The 19,584-nt window shown below is 40.6% G+C and carries 17 protein-coding genes; 10 read left to right on the forward strand and 7 right to left on the reverse strand.

The features are described from left to right. Window positions 1-167 precede the first annotated feature (167 nt). The 5 genes from infA to trxB form a co-directional block, all read right to left on the reverse strand. Entirely contained in the window at window positions 168-386 is a 219-nt protein-coding gene (gene infA, locus ACNSN3_RS05705; protein WP_002962494.1) for a translation initiation factor IF-1, read from the reverse strand. A gap of 90 nt (window positions 387-476) precedes the next feature. Continuing rightward, complete coding sequence (locus ACNSN3_RS05710) at window positions 477-1,181, reverse strand: arginyltransferase (RefSeq protein ID WP_010389715.1); 705 nt, start codon at window positions 1,179-1,181, stop codon at window positions 477-479. After that, window positions 1,174-1,890 (reverse strand): leucyl/phenylalanyl-tRNA--protein transferase, encoded by a 717-nt coding sequence (aat, locus tag ACNSN3_RS05715; protein WP_418608745.1) that lies wholly within the window; start codon window positions 1,888-1,890, stop codon window positions 1,174-1,176. Before aat ends, ACNSN3_RS05710 begins: the two co-directional genes overlap by 8 nt. A 190-nt stretch (window positions 1,891-2,080) precedes the next feature. Continuing rightward, a complete protein-coding gene (locus tag ACNSN3_RS05720; RefSeq protein ID WP_131690908.1) occupies window positions 2,081-4,894 on the reverse strand; it encodes a bifunctional aconitate hydratase 2/2-methylisocitrate dehydratase in 2,814 nt (937 codons plus the stop codon). Window positions 4,895-5,189: 295 nt separating this feature from the next. Further along, window positions 5,190-6,140: a thioredoxin-disulfide reductase gene (gene trxB, locus ACNSN3_RS05725; protein ID WP_008110078.1), complete on the reverse strand. Its 951-nt coding sequence runs from the start codon at window positions 6,138-6,140 to the stop codon at window positions 5,190-5,192. A 276-nt stretch (window positions 6,141-6,416) separates the two neighbouring features. Here trxB and pssA point away from each other — a divergent pair, with 276 nt between their 5' ends. Further along, window positions 6,417-7,742, forward strand: a complete 1,326-nt coding sequence (gene pssA / locus ACNSN3_RS05730; protein ID WP_418608746.1) for a CDP-diacylglycerol--serine O-phosphatidyltransferase — start codon at window positions 6,417-6,419, stop codon at window positions 7,740-7,742. Window positions 7,743-7,860: 118 nt separating this feature from the next. Here pssA and ald read toward each other — a convergent pair whose 3' ends face one another. Continuing rightward, window positions 7,861-8,982: an alanine dehydrogenase gene (gene ald, locus ACNSN3_RS05735; RefSeq protein WP_055011832.1), complete on the reverse strand. Its 1,122-nt coding sequence runs from the start codon at window positions 8,980-8,982 to the stop codon at window positions 7,861-7,863. Window positions 8,983-9,121: 139 nt separating this feature from the next. Here ald and lrp point away from each other — a divergent pair, with 139 nt between their 5' ends. The 9 genes from lrp to ACNSN3_RS05780 all read left to right on the forward strand — a co-directional run bounded on the left by lrp (window position 9,122) and on the right by ACNSN3_RS05780 (window position 18,169). Next, on the forward strand, window positions 9,122-9,601 hold the full coding sequence (gene lrp / locus ACNSN3_RS05740) for a leucine-responsive transcriptional regulator Lrp (protein ID WP_008110073.1): 480 nt from the start codon (window positions 9,122-9,124) through the stop codon (window positions 9,599-9,601). A gap of 196 nt (window positions 9,602-9,797) precedes the next feature. Beyond that, window positions 9,798-12,287: a DNA translocase FtsK 4TM domain-containing protein gene (locus ACNSN3_RS05745; RefSeq protein ID WP_418608747.1), complete on the forward strand. Its 2,490-nt coding sequence runs from the start codon at window positions 9,798-9,800 to the stop codon at window positions 12,285-12,287. Further along, window positions 12,287-12,913 (forward strand): outer membrane lipoprotein chaperone LolA, encoded by a 627-nt coding sequence (gene lolA / locus ACNSN3_RS05750; protein ID WP_418608748.1) that lies wholly within the window; start codon window positions 12,287-12,289, stop codon window positions 12,911-12,913. Before ACNSN3_RS05745 ends, lolA begins: the two co-directional genes overlap by 1 nt. Further along, window positions 12,906-14,249 carry a replication-associated recombination protein A gene (locus ACNSN3_RS05755; protein WP_418608749.1) on the forward strand — a complete coding sequence of 448 codons (1,344 nt, stop codon included), beginning with the start codon at window positions 12,906-12,908 and terminating at the stop codon, window positions 14,247-14,249. The genes lolA and ACNSN3_RS05755 overlap by 8 nt, the downstream gene beginning before the upstream one ends. Then, window positions 14,242-14,622, forward strand: a complete 381-nt coding sequence (gene crcB, locus ACNSN3_RS05760) for a fluoride efflux transporter CrcB (protein WP_010389726.1) — start codon at window positions 14,242-14,244, stop codon at window positions 14,620-14,622. The genes ACNSN3_RS05755 and crcB overlap by 8 nt, the downstream gene beginning before the upstream one ends. Window positions 14,623-14,631: 9 nt before the next feature. Then, entirely contained in the window at window positions 14,632-15,936 is a 1,305-nt protein-coding gene (gene serS, locus ACNSN3_RS05765) for a serine--tRNA ligase (protein WP_008110064.1), read from the forward strand. A gap of 461 nt (window positions 15,937-16,397) precedes the next feature. Continuing rightward, window positions 16,398-16,688, forward strand: coding sequence for a hypothetical protein (locus ACNSN3_RS05770; protein WP_418608750.1), 291 nt, complete (start codon window positions 16,398-16,400; stop codon window positions 16,686-16,688). A 132-nt stretch (window positions 16,689-16,820) separates the two neighbouring features. Beyond that, window positions 16,821-17,444 (forward strand): hypothetical protein, encoded by a 624-nt coding sequence (locus ACNSN3_RS05775; protein WP_418608751.1) that lies wholly within the window; start codon window positions 16,821-16,823, stop codon window positions 17,442-17,444. A gap of 398 nt (window positions 17,445-17,842) precedes the next feature. Continuing rightward, window positions 17,843-18,169 (forward strand): YggL family protein, encoded by a 327-nt coding sequence (locus tag ACNSN3_RS05780; protein WP_418608752.1) that lies wholly within the window; start codon window positions 17,843-17,845, stop codon window positions 18,167-18,169. A 280-nt stretch (window positions 18,170-18,449) separates the two neighbouring features. Here the strand turns inward: ACNSN3_RS05780 and ACNSN3_RS05785 are convergent, their stop codons facing one another. Beyond that, entirely contained in the window at window positions 18,450-19,562 is a 1,113-nt protein-coding gene (locus ACNSN3_RS05785) for a response regulator (RefSeq protein ID WP_418608753.1), read from the reverse strand. Window positions 19,563-19,584: the final 22 nt, after the last annotated feature.

A 19,584-nucleotide genomic window follows, 5' to 3' on the forward strand; every position in this document is an offset into this window, starting at 1 on the left:
TATGCAGGCTTTTTTATTTGCCAAAGAAATAGGCAACAAAAAACCCAGCAAAGGCTGGGTTTTTTGTTTATTAAATGTAATTACTGGCTACTACCATTAATTACATTTAATAAACGCTTAAAGCTAGTTTTCACTAGCCAAAAACTAAATCTCGTTTACGCACTTACTTAGCGAGCACGGAATACGATACGACCTTTCGATAAATCGTAAGGAGTCATTTCTACCGTTACTTTATCGCCGGTTAAAATACGGATATAGTTTTTGCGCATTTTACCTGAAATATGAGCCACAACTACGTGACCATTTTCTAGCTCAACTCGGAACATTGTATTTGGTAAAGTATCAAGGACTGTCCCTTGCATTTCGATTACGTCTTCTTTCGCCATGTTTAGCGTAACACCTCTTTAATAGTTAAACGCTGCAGATTTTGCCCAAAATACGCCAATAAGTAAAGGCGCAGGGGCTATTTTTGTAAATTAAATAGCCACCCACTGGTCATTGAGCTGTTTTTGGGCAGGTAAAAACTGGGTTTTATACTTCATTTTGTCGCATTCATCTATTTGATAGCCTAAATAAACAAACTGTTTGTGTTGCTGTTTAGCAAATTTAAGCTGCTGTAATATCATTACAGTCCCTAAACTGAAGTGTTCGTAGTCAGGGTCAAAAAATGTATAAATAGCGGAAATAGCGTTGTCCATACAATCAGTTACAGCAACGGCTACTAAGTTTTCTTGATCCCAAAGCTCTATAAAGGTGATGGTTAACCAGCTACAAAACAAAAAACTTTGAAATTGTGATTTATCAGGTGGATACATAGAACCGTCTTGATGACGTAAACTAATGTATTTACTGTAAAGTGGGTAGTATTGTTCGCGTTCAACCTGTGAATATTTTACCTCAAAGCGGTTTTTTGCTTTGTTAAGTTTACGTTTTTGCGATTTTGTCGGCATAAACTCATCAGCTAAAACGCGCACAGAACTACATGCGCTGCAAATAGGGCAGTGCGGGCGATAAATTTGGTTACCGCTGCGACGAAAGCCTAATCCTAATAATGATTCAAACTTGTTGCTGCTGTAACAACTTGGGTCGAGTATCACCAGCAGTTGTTCTTGGCGATCAGGTAAATAACTGCATTCAAACGGTTGGCTTAGGCCTATACGAGCCGGAAGTTGTTCATTCATATATCGCGATTAGCTCCTGTGGCTGCCACATACTGGCAGCTGGGGTGTAACACTGTGCTTTATTAAGTTTAGTTAAAAATTCTTCACGTGGAATCACGCTGGCACCTAACGACATTAAATAAGGATTTTCTAATTGGCAATCAATAAAATGCGCATTATGGCGCTTAAGCCAATTAACCAGCGCCCACATCGCCAGTTTGGAGCAATTTGTTTGATGATGAAACATTGATTCACCACAAAAAACGCCAGTTTGCATAATCCCATATAAGCCGCCTACAAGCTCTCCCTCACGCCATACCTCTAAACTATGAGCTAAGCCATTGTAATGCGCTTTTATGTACGCCTGTTGCATTTGCGGGGTGATCCAAGTGCCATCGGTATCAAGACGTTGATCGCGGCACGCTTCTATCACTTCTTCAAAGGCATGATTAATGGTTACGGTGACCGGGTGCTTTTTTAAATGTTTTCGTAAGCTTTTACTAACATGAAAGTCATTAAGCTCAACAATACCGCGCTCACTGGGTGACCACCACATAATTGGCTCTTGTTCACTAAACCACGGAAAAATACCAGATAAATAGGCATTTTTTAATCGCGTTACCGATAAGCATCCACCAATGGCAAGTAAACCATCTGGATCATCTAATGCATGGCTGGGATCAGGAAAAGCAAAATGGCTCGTAGCGAGTTGATAGAGTTGTTTAGTCATAACACCGATTGAATAACTGCATGGTCAAGATAAAGTGTAACCTGTTGCTTTAAAATCACAAACCACAAATTATTGGGTTGTCCATAGGGTTGAGCAGGGCTTACATTCCTGTGAGGTAAATTTTAGCCAAAAAAAAAGCGCGTTTAAAACGCGCTTTAATTATTAGCTTAAAAAGTGCTAACTAATAGAATTAGCTAACCACTTTTACTGGTACTGCTTGTCCAGCGTTGAACTTAGTTGTCATTGCTTCTTCAACAGGTGTAAACGATGTAAGGTCAATACCTTCAACCGCAGACTTGTACTCTTCGATAGTCGGGAAACGACCAAGAACAGAAGATAGAACTACAACTGGCGTAGAACCTAGAAGTGACTCACCTTTTTTCTCAGATGTATCGGCTACTACACGGCCTTGGAAAAGACGTGTTGATGTTGCGATAACAGTATCACCAGGTTCTGCTTTTTCTTGGTTACCCATACATAAGTTACAACCAGGACGTTCTAGGTATAAGATATTTTCATACTTAGTACGTGCAGCCGTTTTTGGTTTTGCATCGTCAAATTCAAAACCTGCGTATTTAGCAAGAATATCCCAATCGCCTTCAGCTTTAAGCTCATCAACAATGTTGTATGTTGGTGGCGCAACAACTAATGGCGCTTTGAATGAGATAGAACCGTTTTTCTTCTCAAGGTTACGTAGCATGTGAGCAATAATTTTCATATCGCCTTTGTGAACCATACACGAACCAACAAAACCTAAATCAACAGGCTTGTCGTTGTAAAAAGAAACAGGGCGGATCACATCGTGAGTATAACGCTTAGAAACATCATCGTTATTTACGTCTGGATCGGCAATCATTGGCTCAACGATTTGGTCCAAATCAACCACAACTTCTGCGTGGTATTTAGCGTTGTCGTCTGGAGAAAGTGCTGGCTCTTCACCAGATTGAATACCTGCAATACGCTTGTCGGCTAAATCGATTAGACCTTGTAGCGTTTGTGCTTCGTTTTCCATACCTTTGTTGATCATGATTTGGATACGTGACTTAGCAAGTTCAATTGACTTAATTAACGTTTCATCATTTGAAATACAGATTGACGCTTTCGCTTTCATTTCTGCAGTCCAGTCAGTGAAAGTAAACGCTTGGTCAGCCATTAGGGTACCAATGTGAACTTCAATGATACGGCCTTGGAACACGTTTTCGCCGCCAAATTGCTTAAGCATTTGCGCTTGCGTTGCATGTACAACGTCGCGGAAATCCATGTGCTTAGCCATTTTGCCTTTAAACGTCACTTTAACTGAATCAGGAATTGGCATCGCTGATTCACCCGTTGCAAGTGCAACAGCAACAGTACCTGAGTCGGCACCAAAGGCAACGCCTTTAGACATACGTGTATGCGAGTCACCACCAATGATGATAGCGCGATCATCAATTGTAATGTCGTTCAATACTTTGTGAATAACGTCAGTCATTGCATGGTAAACGCCTTTCGGGTCACGTGCAGTGATCAAACCAAACTTATTCATAAACGCCATTAGTTTAGGAATGTTTGCTTGTGCTTTGCTATCCCATACTGATGCTGTATGACAACCAGACTGGTAGGCACCATCAACAAGAGGTGAAATCGTTGAAGCAGCCATTGCTTCTAGTTCTTGTGCTGTCATTGGACCGGTTGTATCTTGCGAACCAACGATGTTCACTTTAACGCGAACGTTTGAGCCTGCGTGAAGTGGCGTATCTGATAGTACACCTACCGCATTACGGTTAAAGATTTTTTCAACCGCTGTTAAGCCTTGACCTTCGTGTGAAATTTCTTTTGAAGGTGCGTAAACAAGCGGCGTTTCAATGCCAAGAGTTTCAGCAGCAAACGTTTGTAGTTTCTTACCAAATACAACGGCGTAAGAACCACCGGCTCTCATGAATTCAACTTTTTGCGGTGTGAACGCTGATGAAATATCAACAAGTTCTTTATCACCGTTATAAAGCTTCTTCTCTTTAGTATTGATTGTTAATACAGTACCAGTAGCAACAGAGTAAGCTTCTTCAAGCACTGCGTCACCGTTTGCATCAGTTACTGTATTGCCGTCTGCATCTACTTTCTTAACCCAGTTTTTAAGGTCAAGACCAATACCGCCAGTTACATCAACCGTTGTTAAGAAGATTGGCGCAATACCATTTGTACCTGCAACAACAGGTGCAATGTTGATGAAAGGAACGTATGGGCTTGCTTGTTTACCAGCCCAAAGTGCTACGTTATTCACACCAGACATACGAGATGAACCAACGCCCATGGTGCCTTTTTCAGCAATAAGCATTACTTTAGCGTTAGGGTGTTTCTTTTGAAGGGCAACGATTTCTTGTTGTGCTTCTTCAGTGATCATACATTTACCGTGTAATTCACGGTCAGCACGTGAGTGTGCTTGGTTACCTGGAGACAGTAAATCAGTTGAGATGTCGCCTTCACCAGCAATGTAAGTTACTACTTCGATTTTTTCTTCGATGTCAGGTAATTTTGTAAAGAATTCAGCTTTTGAGAAGCTCTCTAGTAATTCTTTAGCAATTGGGTTACCTGCTTCGTAGGCCGCTTTTATGCGCTCCATATCTGCATCGTATAAGAATACCTGAGTTTTCAGTACTTCTGCAGCTTGTGCTGCGATTTTTGCGTCATCAGCAAAGGCTAAATCAATTAGCATTTCAATCGATGGGCCGCCTTTCATGTGTGAAAGTAGTTCGAATGCAAATTCTGGAGTGATCTCTGCAACGTGCTCTTCACCTAAAATGATTTCTTTTAGAAACTGTGCTTTAACGCCCGCAGCACTGGTTGTTCCAGGTAAAGTATTAAAAATAAAGAAATGCAGTGAATCTTTACGATGCTCGTTATTAGTATCTTTAATTTGATTAATTATTTCTGATACTAGTTCAGCGCTATCGATTGGTTGTGGGCTTAATCCAAGCTCCGTTTTACGGGTTTGGATTTCTTCCATATATTTTGTATACAAACTCATAGAAAACTCTCGGTAATTTACTTGATATGAAGTTAAGCATTTTAACTGATTTTACAGTTTCTAGTAATGCCTAAATGAATAAAGCTTTTATTCCTGACGATAATTATAGCTAGTTTTACTTATATAATTTGACGGTATTTGTTGCTCACCCTTAGATCCTATCGCACCTAAGCCATTAATTGTATAAATAAAACTAATTTCAATTATAAGTACAATGAATTTTGGTGTGAGTACAGTTATGTTTGGGCATAAAAAAGGGCTGAAAATTCAGCCCTTTTTTAATTTAGATTCTAAATTACAGATTATCTAAAAAGCGTTCTGCATCAAGTGCAGCCATACAGCCAGTACCGGCAGAGGTAATCGCTTGACGGTAAATATGGTCAGATACATCACCAGCAGCAAATACACCTGGCACACTGGTTTGGGTTGCATTACCGTTTAGACCAGATTCAACCACTAGGTAGCCGTCTTTCATTTCTAGCTGACCTTCAAACATATCGGTGTTTGGCTTATGGCCAATGGCAATAAACACACCCGCTAAATCAAGTTCTTCAGTAGCATCTGACGCCACATCTTTAATGCGAACGCCGGTCACACCCATTTGGTCACCAAGTACTTCATCAAGTGTACGGTTGTAGTGCATTACAACATTACCGTTCGCAGCTTTTTCAGCAAGGCGGTCAGCAAGAATTTTTTCACTACGGAAACTGTCACGACGGTGAATAACATGAACTTCATCAGCAATGTTAGATAGGTATAACGCTTCTTCAACCGCTGTGTTACCACCACCAACAACCGCTACTTTTTGACCTTTATAGAAAAAGCCGTCACAGGTTGCACAAGCAGAAACACCACGGCCTTGGAAATTAGTCTCAGACTCTAAGCCTAAATATTTCGCAGAGGCACCGGTTGCAATAATTAAAGCATCACATGTGTAAGTACCTTGGTCACCGGTTAGTGTGAAAGGGCGCTTAGATACGTCAACTTTGTTGATGTGGTCGAACACAATTTCAGTTTCAAAGCGTTCTGCATGCTCTTTCATACGATCCATTAATGCAGGGCCGGTTAAACCGTGTGCATCGCCAGGCCAGTTTTCAACTTCAGTGGTGGTTGTTAGCTGGCCACCTTGTTGAATACCGGTAATTAAAACAGGGTTTAAATTAGCACGTGCAGCGTAAACTGCGGCTGTGTAGCCTGCAGGGCCCGAACCTAAAATAAGTAACTTACAATGTTTTGCTTCAGTCATGATCTTTTCCTAAACGTTTAATACGGTTTTAATGCGCCCGATTCTAAGAAAAACAAGTAGGAAGTAAATAAAAGATGAGATTATTTTTTTTCGCAAATTACAAAGCTGTTCATTAATGTGTACTAGTAAATGCTTTAAAGGCAGCCCCCGCCTAATAAATAGACTGTTAGCCAATAAAACGACGTTAATTCATGACCAGCCTGATTTTTTTTGTTATCTTTTAACTAATTTTGATTTGTCACTGCTTAATTATGTGACCTAAGTGAATAGGCAACTATGTTATTTTGGCAAGAGAAACCCGCATTTGGGTTGACTTCAAAAGACGTTAACGTCTTAACCAATGCGCAAGAATACCGTACGCAATTGTTAGATTTAATTGCCAACGCAAAAAAACGAATTTATATCACCACACTTTACTTACAAGATGATGAAGCGGGTCGTGAAATATTAGCCGCACTACACAGTGCATCGTTAGCTAACCCTTCGCTTGAAATTAAAGTACTGGTTGATTTTCATCGCGCACAGCGTGGTTTAATTGGTGCAGAAAAGTCAGAGGGCAATGCAAGCTTATATTGCGACAGCTTAGAGAAGTTTAATTCAAACGTTCAAGTGTATGGTGTTCCCGTAAAAGCCAAAGAACTGTTTGGGGTATTGCATTTAAAAGGCTTTGTTATAGACGACACATTGCTCTACAGCGGTGCCAGTTTAAATAATGTGTATTTGCAATATAGCGACCGATACCGACTCGATCGCTACTTTTTAGTCTCGCAAAGCGAATTATGTGACTCAGTGGTCGATTTTATCGAATCAACTTTATTGAGCTCTGAAGCGGTACCAAGAATTGATCAACGACCGCTTAAACGCATGGCTGACTTTAAGCTTGAACAAAAGCAACTTATGCGTGAGCTTAAATCGGCAAGCTATAAAAGTGCGCAGAACTTGAATACTCATGCAATGGGCATTCGTTTATTTTTAGGTTTAGGCCGTCGTAATAATGAGCTTAATCGCTTAATTAAAGCGTTATTTGATACCACCGAGCAAGAGCTGGTGTTATACACGCCGTATTTTAATTTTCCGGCGCCATTAATGCGCTCTTTACGCAGGCTATTAAAGCAAGGTAAACAAGTCACTATTGTGGTGGGCGATAAAACTGCAAACGATTTTTACCTGCCACCTAGCGAGCCATTTAGTAAAATTGGTGCGTTACCGTATTTATACGAAACTATTTTACATAAGTTTGTAAAATCGCAAAAACGCCACATAGATAATGGCAACTTAAACGTATACCTTTGGAAACACGAGAGTAACTCGTTTCATCTAAAAGGGATTTGCTGTGACCGTAAAGTGCATTTACTTAGTGGGCATAACCTAAATCCGCGCGCGTGGGGGCTGGATATCGAAAATGGCATTCTGATAGAAGATCCTGAACAATCTATCATGCGCGACATTGATAATGAACGCCAAGAAATTTTAAAGCATTGTCGTCGTTTAACCGGTCCAGATGATTTAGAAACCATGAGCGATTACCCGCAGCCAGTGAAAAAGCTACTTGGTCAAGCTAAGCGCGTAAAAGTCGATTTTATTATTAAACGATTTATATAACACTTGGGTCTGTTGACCACAGACCCTAAAATTTAGATACAAAAAAAGCAGCTAATTAGCTGCTTTTTTAATGCTTATACCTAAATTATGGCTTAGGTATAAGCGGTAACAATAATAGTTACGCGTTTTCTACTGCAGTGCGTGGGTCAACATATTCCATGTTGAACGCTTCAGCTACTTCTTTGTATGTTACTTGGCCTTTAATTACGTTTAAGCCTTTTAAGAAGTGAGCGTCATCTAGTAGTGCTTTTTTGTAACCTTTGTTTGCAAGGTTAATGATGAACGGTAATGTTGCATTATTAAGTGCAAATGTAGATGTACGTGGAACAGCACCAGGCATGTTAGCAACACAGTAGTGAACAACTTCATCAACGATGAAAGTAGGATCAGCGTGCGTAGTTGCTTTAGAGGTTGCAATACAACCACCTTGGTCAATCGCAACATCAACAATAGCAGCACCTGGCTTCATTGCTTTAATGTGTTCAGCAGTCACTAGTTTAGGTGCAGCAGCACCTGGGATAAGCACGCCACCAATTACTAGGTCAGCTTCTAATACGTGCTTTTCAAGCGCATCAGCTGTTGAGTAAATAGCTTTAACTTTGTTACCAAACTGTGCGTCTAGTGCACGTAGTACGTCGATGTTACGGTCAAGTACAACAACCTCAGCACCTAAGCCAACCGCCATTTGTGCAGCGCTACGACCAACCATGCCGCCACCAATAACAACAACTTTAGCTGGCTCAACACCTGGTACACCACCTAGTAACATACCACGACCGTGGTTTGCTTTTTCTAGCGCTTGTGCACCTGCTTGAATAGACATACGGCCCGCTACTTCACTCATTGGTGCCAATAGTGGTAAACCGCCGCGTGCATCAGTTACTGTTTCATAAGCAATACAGATTGCTTTACTTTTAACAAGGTCTTCAGTTTGTGGAAGATCCGGTGCAAGGTGAAGGTAAGTGAAAAGAATTTGGTCTTCACGTAACATTGCACGCTCAACAGCTTGTGGCTCTTTTACCTTGATGATCATTTCTGCTTTTGCAAAAACGTCAGCAGCTGTTTCTAAAATTTCAGCGCCTGCTTGAACATAATCATCATTTGTAAAACCAATGCCCATACCAGCATTCGTTTCAACAATCACTTGGTGGCCGTGATTTACAAGTTCGCGAACACTCGCAGGAACCATACCTACACGGTACTCGTGGTTTTTAATTTCTTTAGGTACACCAATAATCATAATTTTGCCTTGTTAGAACGGGATAAAAATTTTCCACTATTATATTCATGCTAGGGTAGTGTGTCTCACCTTTTTTTAAGTCCTTTATAGTGTTAGTATCTGTAAAATTAATTTTATTAGAATAAAAAACTAAAAAGCCATGCATAACTTATTAGACCGTATTGATCGCAAAATTTTAGTCGAATTACAACTTGATGGCCGCCTGTCAAATGTTGAACTGGCCCGACGAGTTGGCCTAAGCGCCACGCCCTGTCTAGAGCGAGTGAAAAAGCTAGAGCGAGAAGGGTATATTTTAGGCTATAAAGCAGTGGTTGATCCTGCCAAGCTTGGTCAAGGGCTTTCTGTGTATGTGGAAGTAACCATTACCAAAACATCGCCCGACGTGTTTGAAGAGTTCAGTGCTGCTGTTAGAAAACACGAAGAAATTATAGAATGTCATTTGGTTTCGGGTAATTTCGACTTTTTATTAAAAACCCGGGTTAACGATATGTCAGAATACCGAGGCGTACTCGGTGATATATTATTAAAGCTGCCCAATGTGAGTGAAAGTCGTACCTACGTGGTGATGGAAGAAGTAAAAGGTGAAGAAGGCGTTGTTATTCGTCCTTTTGTTGCTTAATGATAAAGTAACAGCCTTTAATATACTTTTATTGTTGCAGCCAACTTTGCTTTTTTAATGAGTGTACGACTAAATAATAAAAACTTGTTCATAATCAGGCCATCATGGTTAAGATAAAGTGCATCAAAATACATTTCCTGCTAAGGTATTCTATTGCCAAGTGAGTGTAAAAAATAATAATGAGGGATAGGTAATTATGCGCCTAAACGGTGTACAAAGACTATTAGAAACGGGGCTCATCGTCAGCACCTTTGCAGCGGTATTTATTTTATGTGCTTTAATTAGTTTTCATCCTGCCGATCCTGCTTGGTCGCAAACGGGTGAGTTTACCAATGTACAAAATATCACAGGTACGGCGGGCGCGTGGGTGGCCGACATTTTACTTCTTACCTTTGGTTGGCTTGCCTATTTTGTGCCAGCGGCCATTCAGCTGCTTGGCTATTTAGTGTTTAAGCAGCCACACCGTATTTTGCAACTCGATTACACCACACTTGGATTACGCATTATTGGCTTTGCGCTGTTTATTACCTCAGCAACCGCTATTAGCAGTATTAATTTTGATGATATTTATAATTTTTCATCCGGTGGGGTGGTGGGCGATGTGATTGCATCGGCGATGATGCCAGCGTTTAATTTTACCGGTACCTCTATTTTACTGCTGTGTTTCTTTTTTGCAGGGTTAACCCTATTAACAGGTGTGTCGTGGGTACAATTTGTTGATTATTTAGGTGACTTAATAGTTAGGTTATACCGCTTTTTGGTCACCTATGCTCGAGGTTGGATGCAGCGCGAGCACATTGCAGGTAAAGTACAAGACGAGCAACCCGATGCCTATTTTGAAGACGACACACGACAACAAGAACCTGAACTTGCTAATAAAACAGCAGACAAACCCAAAGCAATCGATAAACCCGCAACTAAAGTAAACGCGCCGCAAGACGACGAGTTTATGCCGTTTGACGAACTCGACCAAATACTCGATCAAGAAATTAGTTTTAGCGCCATAGACGATGAACCTATGGACACAGAAGCGGCGCTTAATGCGCTGGATCAAAGCCCAGTGGTTGAACCTGAAAAACCAGCTACAACCGTGGTTTCACCAGCAAGACCCATTAACAAGCCAAAATCAGGGTTTCAACCGCCGCCAACTGCCAAAGAGAAGTTTGAGCAATTATTAGAGCAAGAGCCACCTCCGGGGCCATTGCCATCATTGGATTTACTAGACAGACCCGACAAAGCAAAAAATCCAATTTCGCAAGAAGAGCTTGATAGTGTATCGCGCCTTGTAGAAACAAAACTACTCGATTTTAACGTGCAAGCAACCGTGGTTGGAGTTTACCCTGGGCCTGTTGTTACCCGTTTTGAGCTTGATTTAGCACCGGGTATTAAGGTGTCTAAAATTACTGGGCTGTCAAAAGATTTAGCGCGCTCGCTATCGGCAATTAGTGTGCGAGTGGTTGAAGTTATTCCGGGTAAAACCTATATCGGTATTGAGCTGCCTAATAAATACCGTGAAATTGTACGTTTATCAGAAGTGATAAACGCACCTAAGTTTGAGCAAAACCCATCGCCATTAACCATGGTGCTTGGTAAAGATATTGCAGGGCAACCTGTGTGTGCTGACCTAGGTAAAATGCCACATTTATTAGTTGCCGGTACAACCGGTTCAGGTAAGTCAGTGGGCGTTAATGTAATGATATTAAGCTTACTGTATAAATCGGGCCCAGAAGATGTTCGTATGATCATGATTGACCCGAAAATGCTTGAGCTTTCTGTTTACGAAGGTATTCCGCATTTATTGTGTGAAGTTGTAACCGACATGAAAGAAGCCGCTAACGCGCTGCGTTGGTGTGTAGGTGAAATGGAACGCCGCTATAAGCTGATGTCGGCTTTAGGTGTACGTAACTTAAAAGGTTATAACCAAAAAGTAATGGAAGCCAAAGAAGCGGGCTACCCAATAATGGATCCATTATTTAAAGACACCGATGGCATGAAAGACGGCCCAGATGAGCTAGATAAATTACCTAGCATAGTGGTGGTTATTGACGAATTTGCCGACATGATGATGATTGTAGGTAAAAAAGTTGAAGAGCTAATTGCTCGTATTGCGCAAAAAGCGCGTGCTGCGGGTATTCACTTAATTTTGGCAACGCAGCGTCCGTCGGTTGATGTAATAACCGGTTTAATAAAAGCGAATATACCTACACGTATGGCGTTTCAGGTATCAAGTAAAATAGACTCGCGCACCATACTTGATCAACAAGGCGCAGAAAACTTATTAGGCATGGGTGACATGCTTTATTTACCGCCAGGCACCAGTGTGCCAGAGCGTGTGCATGGCGCGTTTGTAGACGACCATGAAGTACATGCTGTAGTAAACGATTGGAAAGCCCGTGCTAAACCAAATTACATAGACGAGATTTTAAATGGCGATGCCACTGAAGATATTTTATTACCAGGGGAAGCCAGTGAAAATGGCGATGAAGAGTCAGATCCGTTATACGACGAAGCGGTTGCCTTTGTAATAGAAACCGGCAAAGTCTCGGTATCATCAGTGCAACGTAAATTACGTGTAGGCTATAACCGTGCTGCACGTTTAGTAGAACAAATGGAAACATCAGGTATCGTGAGTGCACCAGGACACAACGGCGCACGCGATGTATTAGTACCTAATGGAGCAAATTAATGAAAAAATTAAGTAGTTTATTATTAGTATTAGGCAGTTTAGTGGTTATGCCCAGCTTTGCTGACGACAGCCAAGCATTACAAGATAAGTTATCGACCTTAAAAAGCTTTAAAGCACAATTTAAACAAAACGTAACCGACGGTGAAGGCCAACTGGTAATGCAAGGCCAAGGCAATATTGCGCTGCAACAGCCATTGATGATTCGCTGGCAGCAAACTAACCCAGACGACACTTTATTTGTGTCAAACGGCGATAAAACCTATTACTTTGATAGCTTTGCTGAGCAAGTAACCATCATGAAAACCAGCGGTTTAATTGACTCTACACCGTTTATATTGCTCACCTCTAAAGACCCTGCGCAATGGGAAAAGTACAGTGTGCTTGCCACCGACTTAGGCTTTAGCATTACCCCAAATAAAGGCGTAGAAAGCCAAGTAGAGCAGCTTGATATTACTTTTGCTGATAACGAAAAAGGGCTTGCAAAACTGGTAGTTAAAGATAACTCAGGCCAGCTATCTGCGTTTATATTTAGCAATGCACAGGTTAATACTGAGCTTGATAAAACAACTTTTGAATTTACCCCGCCAGCGGGTGTAGAAATAGACGATCAGAGTAACGGTGAGTAATTTAGGTTTTAACTTTGGGCCCGATGTACGTCCACTCGCTGCGCGTATGCGCCCTTTATCGCTTAACGATTACATAGGGCAGCAGCATTTACTAAGTAACGACAAACCGCTGCATCAAGCCATTGTTGCAGGGCGCTGCCATAGTTTAATTTTATGGGGGCCGCCGGGGGTAGGTAAAACTACGCTGGCGCAAATTATTGCCAACCATGCCGACGCTGAACTAATTCAAATGTCGGCAGTAACCGCTGGCGTAAAAGATATTCGCGATAGCGTAACCCAAGCGCGCGATAACTTACAAAGCCGCGGCCAGCGTACTCTAATGTTTGTTGACGAAGTACACCGCTTTAATAAGTCTCAGCAAGATGCGTTTTTACCCCACATTGAAGATGGCACTTTTATATTTGTAGGCGCGACTACCGAAAATCCGTCGTTTGCGCTTAATAACGCGATTTTGTCTCGCGCAAGGGTGTATGTATTAAAATCCTTGCAAGAAAGCGATTTATACACAGTAATAGAGCGCGCGCTCAAACAAGACGAGCAATTAAGCCAAAAACACATTGTGATTGCTGACAACGCTAAACAAGCGCTGTGCCAAGCAAGCGGTGGCGATGCCCGTAAAGTACTTAATTTACTTGAGCAAGCGGTAGATTTAACCACCGAGCAAAAAGGCAAGTACAACGTAGACGAACACGTACTGAGCCAAGTACTGCCCACCCACTTAGCCAAGTATGATAAAGGCGGCGATGAATTTTACGATTTAATTTCGGCGTTTCATAAATCGGTGCGAGGCAGTTCGCCCGATGGTGCGCTTTATTGGTACTGCCGTATTTTAGCCGGTGGCGGCGACCCGCTTTATGTTGCAAGGCGCTTATTAGCAATTGCTACAGAAGACATTGGTAACGCCGATCCACGAGCCATGGAAGTGGCTTTAAACGCATGGGATATTTTTCAGCGTGTTGGCCCAAGCGAAGGTGAGCGCGCCATTGCACAGGCCACCTTATATTTAGCCAGTGCACCTAAAAGTAATGCGGTTTATATGGCGTTTAACCAAGCCAAACAGGACGCTAAAAACGAGCCAAGCTACCCGGTACCAGAGCATTTACGTAATGCCCCCACCAATTTAATGAAAGACTTAGGGTATGGCGCAGAGTATCGTTACGCGCATAACGAAGAAGGCGCATTTGCTGCTGGCGAAAAATACCTACCGCCAGAAATGGATGGCAAACAATACTACCAGCCAAGTGATCGTGGACTTGAGCAAAAAATTAAACAAAAGCTCGATTATTTAAAAGAGCGCGACGCACAAAGCCCAATAAAACGTTATGAGCATGATTAAACTTTACATGATGATAGCCCTTGGCGGAGCGTCAGGAGCCTGTTTACGGTTTTTTATTAGCGAAACCATGCTAAAACTCCTCGGTAGGGGATTCCCTTTTGGCACGTTGACGGTTAATATTCTGGGTTCATTGTTGATGGGCATTTTGTACGGTTTAATCGATAAGCAGGTTATTGCCGTGAGTCCCGCTAAAACCCTCATCGGAATTGGCTTTTTAGGTGCGTTAACCACCTTTTCAACATTCTCAATGGATTCGTTGTTGTTATTACAACAAGGTCACTTTATTAAAATGGCCCTCAATATCATCTTAAACGTGATGGTGTGTATTTTTATGGCTTGGCTGGGCCTTCAGCTAGTAATGCAAAAAGGTTAAAAAACTAACATGTTAGATTCTAAATATTTACGTCAAGATGTCGAACAAACTGCAGCACGTTTAGCCGCACGTGGTTATGAACTAGATGTAGCGGTAGTGACTGAACTTGAAGAAAAACGCAAAACATTACAAGTAAAAACGCAAGAACTTCAAAGTCAACGTAATGCCAGTGCTAAAGCCATTGGTCAAGCAAAAGCAAAAGGCGAAGACGCACAGCCATTGCTAGACGCAGTGGCTAACTTAGGCAGCGAATTAGACGCAGCTAAAGCTGAGCAAGACGAAGTGTTAGAAGCAATTAAACAAATTGCCTTAGCAATTCCAAATTTACCGGACGAGTCGGTACCAGAAGGCGCTGACGAAGACGACAACGTAGAAATTTTAACGTGGGGCACCCCTAAAAAGTACGATTTTGAAGTTAAAGACCACGTTGACGTAGGGCAAGACCTAAACGGCTTAGACTTTGAAATGGGCGTTAAAATTAGTGGCGCGCGTTTTACAGTAATGCGCGGCCAAGTAGCACGTATGCACCGTGCACTTACCCAATACATGCTAGACACCCACACAGACACAAACGGCTACACAGAAATGTATGTACCGTACTTAGTTAATAGCGCAAGCCTTTACGGCACCAGCCAATTACCTAAGTTTGCGGGCGATTTATTCCACACATTAGGCCTAGTGAACGATGATGGCGAGCAACAAGCTGGTTTTAGCCTTATTCCTACAGCAGAAGTACCGCTTACCAACAGCGCCCGTGATGAAATTTACGAAGAAAGCGATTTACCTATTCGCCTAACAGCGCACACACCATGTTTTAGAAGTGAAGCAGGCAGCTACGGTCGCGATACACGTGGTTTAATCCGTCAGCACCAGTTTGATAAAGTAGAACTAGTACAACTTGTAAAACCAGAAGATTCAATGCAAGCACTCGAAGAGCTAACAGGCCATGCTGAGCAAATACTTCAAGCGCTGGAATTACCATACCGTAAAGTAATTTTATGTATGGGCGACATGGGCTTTGGCGCTGCTAAAACATACGATTTAGAAGTATGGTTACCAGCGCAAGACACGTACCGCGAAATCTCATCATGTTCAAACATGGTTGATTTCCAAGCACGCCGTATGCAAGCGCGTTTTCGTCGTGAAGGCGCTAAAAAACCAGAGCTTTTACACACACTGAACGGCTCGGGTTTAGCGGTTGGTCGTACGCTTGTAGCCATACTAGAAAACTACCAACAAGCCGACGGCTCAGTAGTCGTACCAGAAGTGCTTCGTCCATACATGGGTGGACTTGAAGTGATTGGTAAAGCGTAAAATACTAGCTGTCAGTTTTTAGCTATAAGCTTTAGAAAGAAAGCCGCTGTTTTAACGAACAGCGGCTTTTTTTGTGGGTAAAAGGGAAAAGGAGAAAGGCGAAAGTAAAAGTCTAAGTTACGCTACTTGTCAGTAAAAATAATAAACCTGCCTCTATTGTTCTTTGCACAACACTTTTTGTCCAATATTACTGATCTCTACCATTTTGGTGTTTTTCTGCATCCAGTAAATTTAGGTGAGAGGTAACTAATTGTTTACATGTGCTTATTCGCTGGTTACATTAGATTAATTGTAAAATTTAGACATTTTTCGGTTTATAAAACGACAAATGTCGGATACAAAGTTGTTATAAGCACAGGGTATTCTGAGTTTTTTGCCAAATGTTCACCTTTTTAGTGTTTTCTTTTTAAGTATGTGAATAATAGGGAGCTTCTTATTATTTTGCTTAAAAGGAGCATGAAATGGATTTATTTCCAGAACTATTTAAATGCGTTGTGTTGGGATCATTTGGCGGAGGTGCTCTTCGCTGGGCTTATCCCAATCTATCTAAAGAAATAGAGTTACAAAAACATAAAGTGAATTTTAAATTTACAATGCTTGTGTCATGTATATTTGGTTGTGCATTAACAGGATTCTTTTATGCAGGCTTATCTGGAGCTACTGTAAGTTATATCTTTTTAATTGAGCTAGGTGTTGTTTCGTTTTTCTTAACATTTAACAACTTAGATAAGCTTGATAAATTTAAAGCGTAAGTGCTTATAACAAGCCAATTAAGAGGGACTAAAAACAGTTTGCTGCTTCGTTCCTCAACATTTTAGCAAACAATTTTTAGTCCTTTATTGGGACGTTATAAGCCTAATCGATTCAACATCATATGGAGTATTATGAATAAATTTTTAAATTCAATTTCGATTTTTTCTAATGGAATGTCTACAGCTGATTGGATCTGGAAATTGGTAACTATTCTATTAATTGGTGGTAGTGGAACAACTACTGCTTTACTTGCAGCTGACGCTCCATTTTTTAAAGATTTCGGAAAGCTAGGTTGGGTTGTTGTTGGGCTTATATGCGCAACGATTGTCACTCTCATTTTTTACTTAATTAAATCAGCTGAGAGTAAATCTGCACATGCAGAATATACTCGTTCAGTTAGCCAACCTAAAAACCACATAAACCCATTACAAGACAGTTTTAAAGACCAAATTATTCCAATTGAAGAGCTTAGAGTTCCAGGGGTGCAAGTTCATGAAAACAAACACTTCAAAGGTTGCTCGTTTGTCGGTCCTGCTGCAATTGCATTAATGGGAGGGAACTTTGTTAATACTAATTTCAATGAAACAGGTGATTTAATCCCATTACCAGAAAATACATTTCTCACTGGTATTATTGTTTTAAAGAATTGCACTGTTGAAAACTGTACTTTTTATAGAACTACTTTAATGGTTAGTGAGCAACAAGCTAAACATATGGCAGCAGCTGTACAAGGACTAAAAATCGCGGGGAAATAGGCTAATAACTAGCAGTTAAAGCGGGACTGCTGCTCTACCCCCCGTTTTAGTAGACACCTCCTCATAAAACTAATGCAGACACCCACTATCAATTATGTACTTCTAATGGTTTCAAACTAAGTTTTAAACTGTATGAATAGCGAGCAGGGTGCCATGGTAGTTGCAAAAAAGCGGCTTAATTCAAGCCGCTGTTTTCTTCTAAAAGCGCAGCGTCTCTTACCCTTTTTGTGAATAAATATTTTCATTAAAAAGTACTCAGGTAACAATTGAGCGTAATTAGTTAAGTTCTAACTATTTGTTAAATATTAAAATTATCTTTGGATTTTGTTTCTTTATAATTTATTCTACGTACATCATTGGCAGGTTAATAAGTTGGCGTCATATGCCAAAGGATATTTATGAGTACTAAAAGTAGACGATTACGCAAGAAATTGTATTTAGATGAATTTGCTATTCTAGGTTTTGAATTTACTTGTAATTTAAATGCTACTGAAGCGGAATTTGATTTATTACTAGATGAGCTTTTAGAATTCATTAATAAAAGAAAACTTTGTATTGCTGGTGGAGGTGACTGTAAGTCATTTAGTGGTTTTATTTGTTCTGTTCATCGTTATGGTTCGGCGACTAATCAAGATAGAGAAGAAGTTGAGCTTTGGTTAAAGTCTAAAGAAAATATTTCAAATATTGTTGTTAGTCAATTAGTTGATGCAAACTACGGAGTGTAATGATTTATCTAAAGATTATTTGGTTGAAGACCAAAATGAGCAAATATTAACTTCATATATCAGAACTTAAATCTTATTGCGGCTTAATTTAAGCCGCTATTTTGCATATTAAGCACGGCGTGATAAGTAGGGTTGTCTCAAGTAAATTCATCATTTTTGTCGGATGGCGTGGCTTCGCCACTTATCCGACCTACGTTAAAAGGTAGGTTGGTTAAGCCGAAGGCGCCACCCAGCAAAGTTCTACGGTTCTATCGAGCTCAGTCTATAAATTGTACTTAATTTATTCAACTGCTTTTAAGCGTTTTGTTATGGCTTGTAATTTTTCTTCTAGTGTAAAAGACAGGACTAAGGTTTCTTCTACAATTTCTTTCGTTTCATCAACTAATCCTACTAGCTCCGACTCTTGCTCTTCATCCAAACCTAGAGTGATCATTTTTGATTGTATAGCTTGAGATAAATCATTAACGAGTATTTTTACTTGCTTATCTTGCTCTGAGCATAGCTTTTTTATGGTACTAAAATCATCAGCAAGTTGGCTCTTGAGGATGTTTAAAGCTTGTTGACGTATCGTCGCTTTTTCTAATTGCTGTTCAATAAATTCCATTCGGCTTTCTATAATAGTAAGTAAAATAGCAAAATTATCTCGAAGTCGTCCGAGTAAGCCTTCGTCTTTTGCATTTATTCCTTTTACAAGTATTGAGCAAGCAGGCGCGTTAAATAATAAGTTAGAGCTAAATGGCACTATTCGTTTTGCTCTTCTTCCCAGTTCAAGAATTTCTTTTTCCAGTTCAGAAATAGTTTGTTTTGGAAATTGGTGATATTGGTTTGCTACCCTAAACTCTACACAGCAGCTAGCGCCTGCATTGGTAAAGTACTGCTGTACGTTAGCAAATAATGTATCTAAATCGGTTACGTCAAGGTTGTCAGTAAAGAATGAAACTAACTCTCCGAGTTCACTTGCTTGTTGCATTGACGTAAAAGCAGTTGTAGAGGCAACATCGTACATTTCTTTTAGATTATTTCGCTCTGTAATACGCAGTTCAACACGCTTTAACTTTTCGTTAAGTTCCTTAAAGTCTACTGGCTTGGCAATATAATCATCGCCGCCATACCCATATGCTGTGAGTTTGTCTTCACTTGATGTTAAAGCGGATATAAATATAATTTCGCAATCATCGTATTCACCGGATTGTTTTATTTGTTCAACTAAATCATAACCAGTAAGGCCATTACTAAGTAAAATATCCATTAAGACGACTTGTGGCTGGTGCTGTTCCATTAGTGCTAATATTGGCTCGGTTCCATCAGATGAAGCAATATCGTGTTGCTTAGAAAGCGCAATTTCCATGATGTTTCTATTTTGAGGGTTATCGTCAACGGACAATATTTTCACTTTGACTCCTTAATTTCGTTAT

This window comes from Pseudoalteromonas sp. US3C1004, assembly GCF_048401065.1.
Classification (GTDB): Bacteria; Pseudomonadota; Gammaproteobacteria; order Enterobacterales; family Alteromonadaceae; genus Pseudoalteromonas; species Pseudoalteromonas undina.

Coding starts and splice junctions, on each gene's coding strand:
- ACNSN3_RS05710 (WP_010389715.1), bottom strand. CDS start 1,181: ATGAATGAACAACTTCCGGCTCGTATAGGCCTAAGCCAACCGTTTGAA.
- ACNSN3_RS05780 (WP_418608752.1), top strand. CDS start 17,843: ATGAGTACTAAAAGTAGACGATTACGCAAGAAATTGTATTTAGATGAA.
- ald (WP_055011832.1), bottom strand. CDS start 8,982: ATGATTATTGGTGTACCTAAAGAAATTAAAAACCACGAGTACCGTGTA.
- pssA (WP_418608746.1), top strand. CDS start 6,417: ATGTTATTTTGGCAAGAGAAACCCGCATTTGGGTTGACTTCAAAAGAC.
- serS (WP_008110064.1), top strand. CDS start 14,632: ATGTTAGATTCTAAATATTTACGTCAAGATGTCGAACAAACTGCAGCA.
- ACNSN3_RS05770 (WP_418608750.1), top strand. CDS start 16,398: ATGGATTTATTTCCAGAACTATTTAAATGCGTTGTGTTGGGATCATTT.
- ACNSN3_RS05745 (WP_418608747.1), top strand. CDS start 9,798: ATGCGCCTAAACGGTGTACAAAGACTATTAGAAACGGGGCTCATCGTC.
- trxB (WP_008110078.1), bottom strand. CDS start 6,140: ATGACTGAAGCAAAACATTGTAAGTTACTTATTTTAGGTTCGGGCCCT.
- ACNSN3_RS05720 (WP_131690908.1), bottom strand. CDS start 4,894: ATGAGTTTGTATACAAAATATATGGAAGAAATCCAAACCCGTAAAACG.
- ACNSN3_RS05775 (WP_418608751.1), top strand. CDS start 16,821: ATGAATAAATTTTTAAATTCAATTTCGATTTTTTCTAATGGAATGTCT.
- aat (WP_418608745.1), bottom strand. CDS start 1,890: ATGACTAAACAACTCTATCAACTCGCTACGAGCCATTTTGCTTTTCCT.
- lrp (WP_008110073.1), top strand. CDS start 9,122: ATGCATAACTTATTAGACCGTATTGATCGCAAAATTTTAGTCGAATTA.
- infA (WP_002962494.1), bottom strand. CDS start 386: ATGGCGAAAGAAGACGTAATCGAAATGCAAGGGACAGTCCTTGATACT.
- crcB (WP_010389726.1), top strand. CDS start 14,242: ATGATTAAACTTTACATGATGATAGCCCTTGGCGGAGCGTCAGGAGCC.
- lolA (WP_418608748.1), top strand. CDS start 12,287: ATGAAAAAATTAAGTAGTTTATTATTAGTATTAGGCAGTTTAGTGGTT.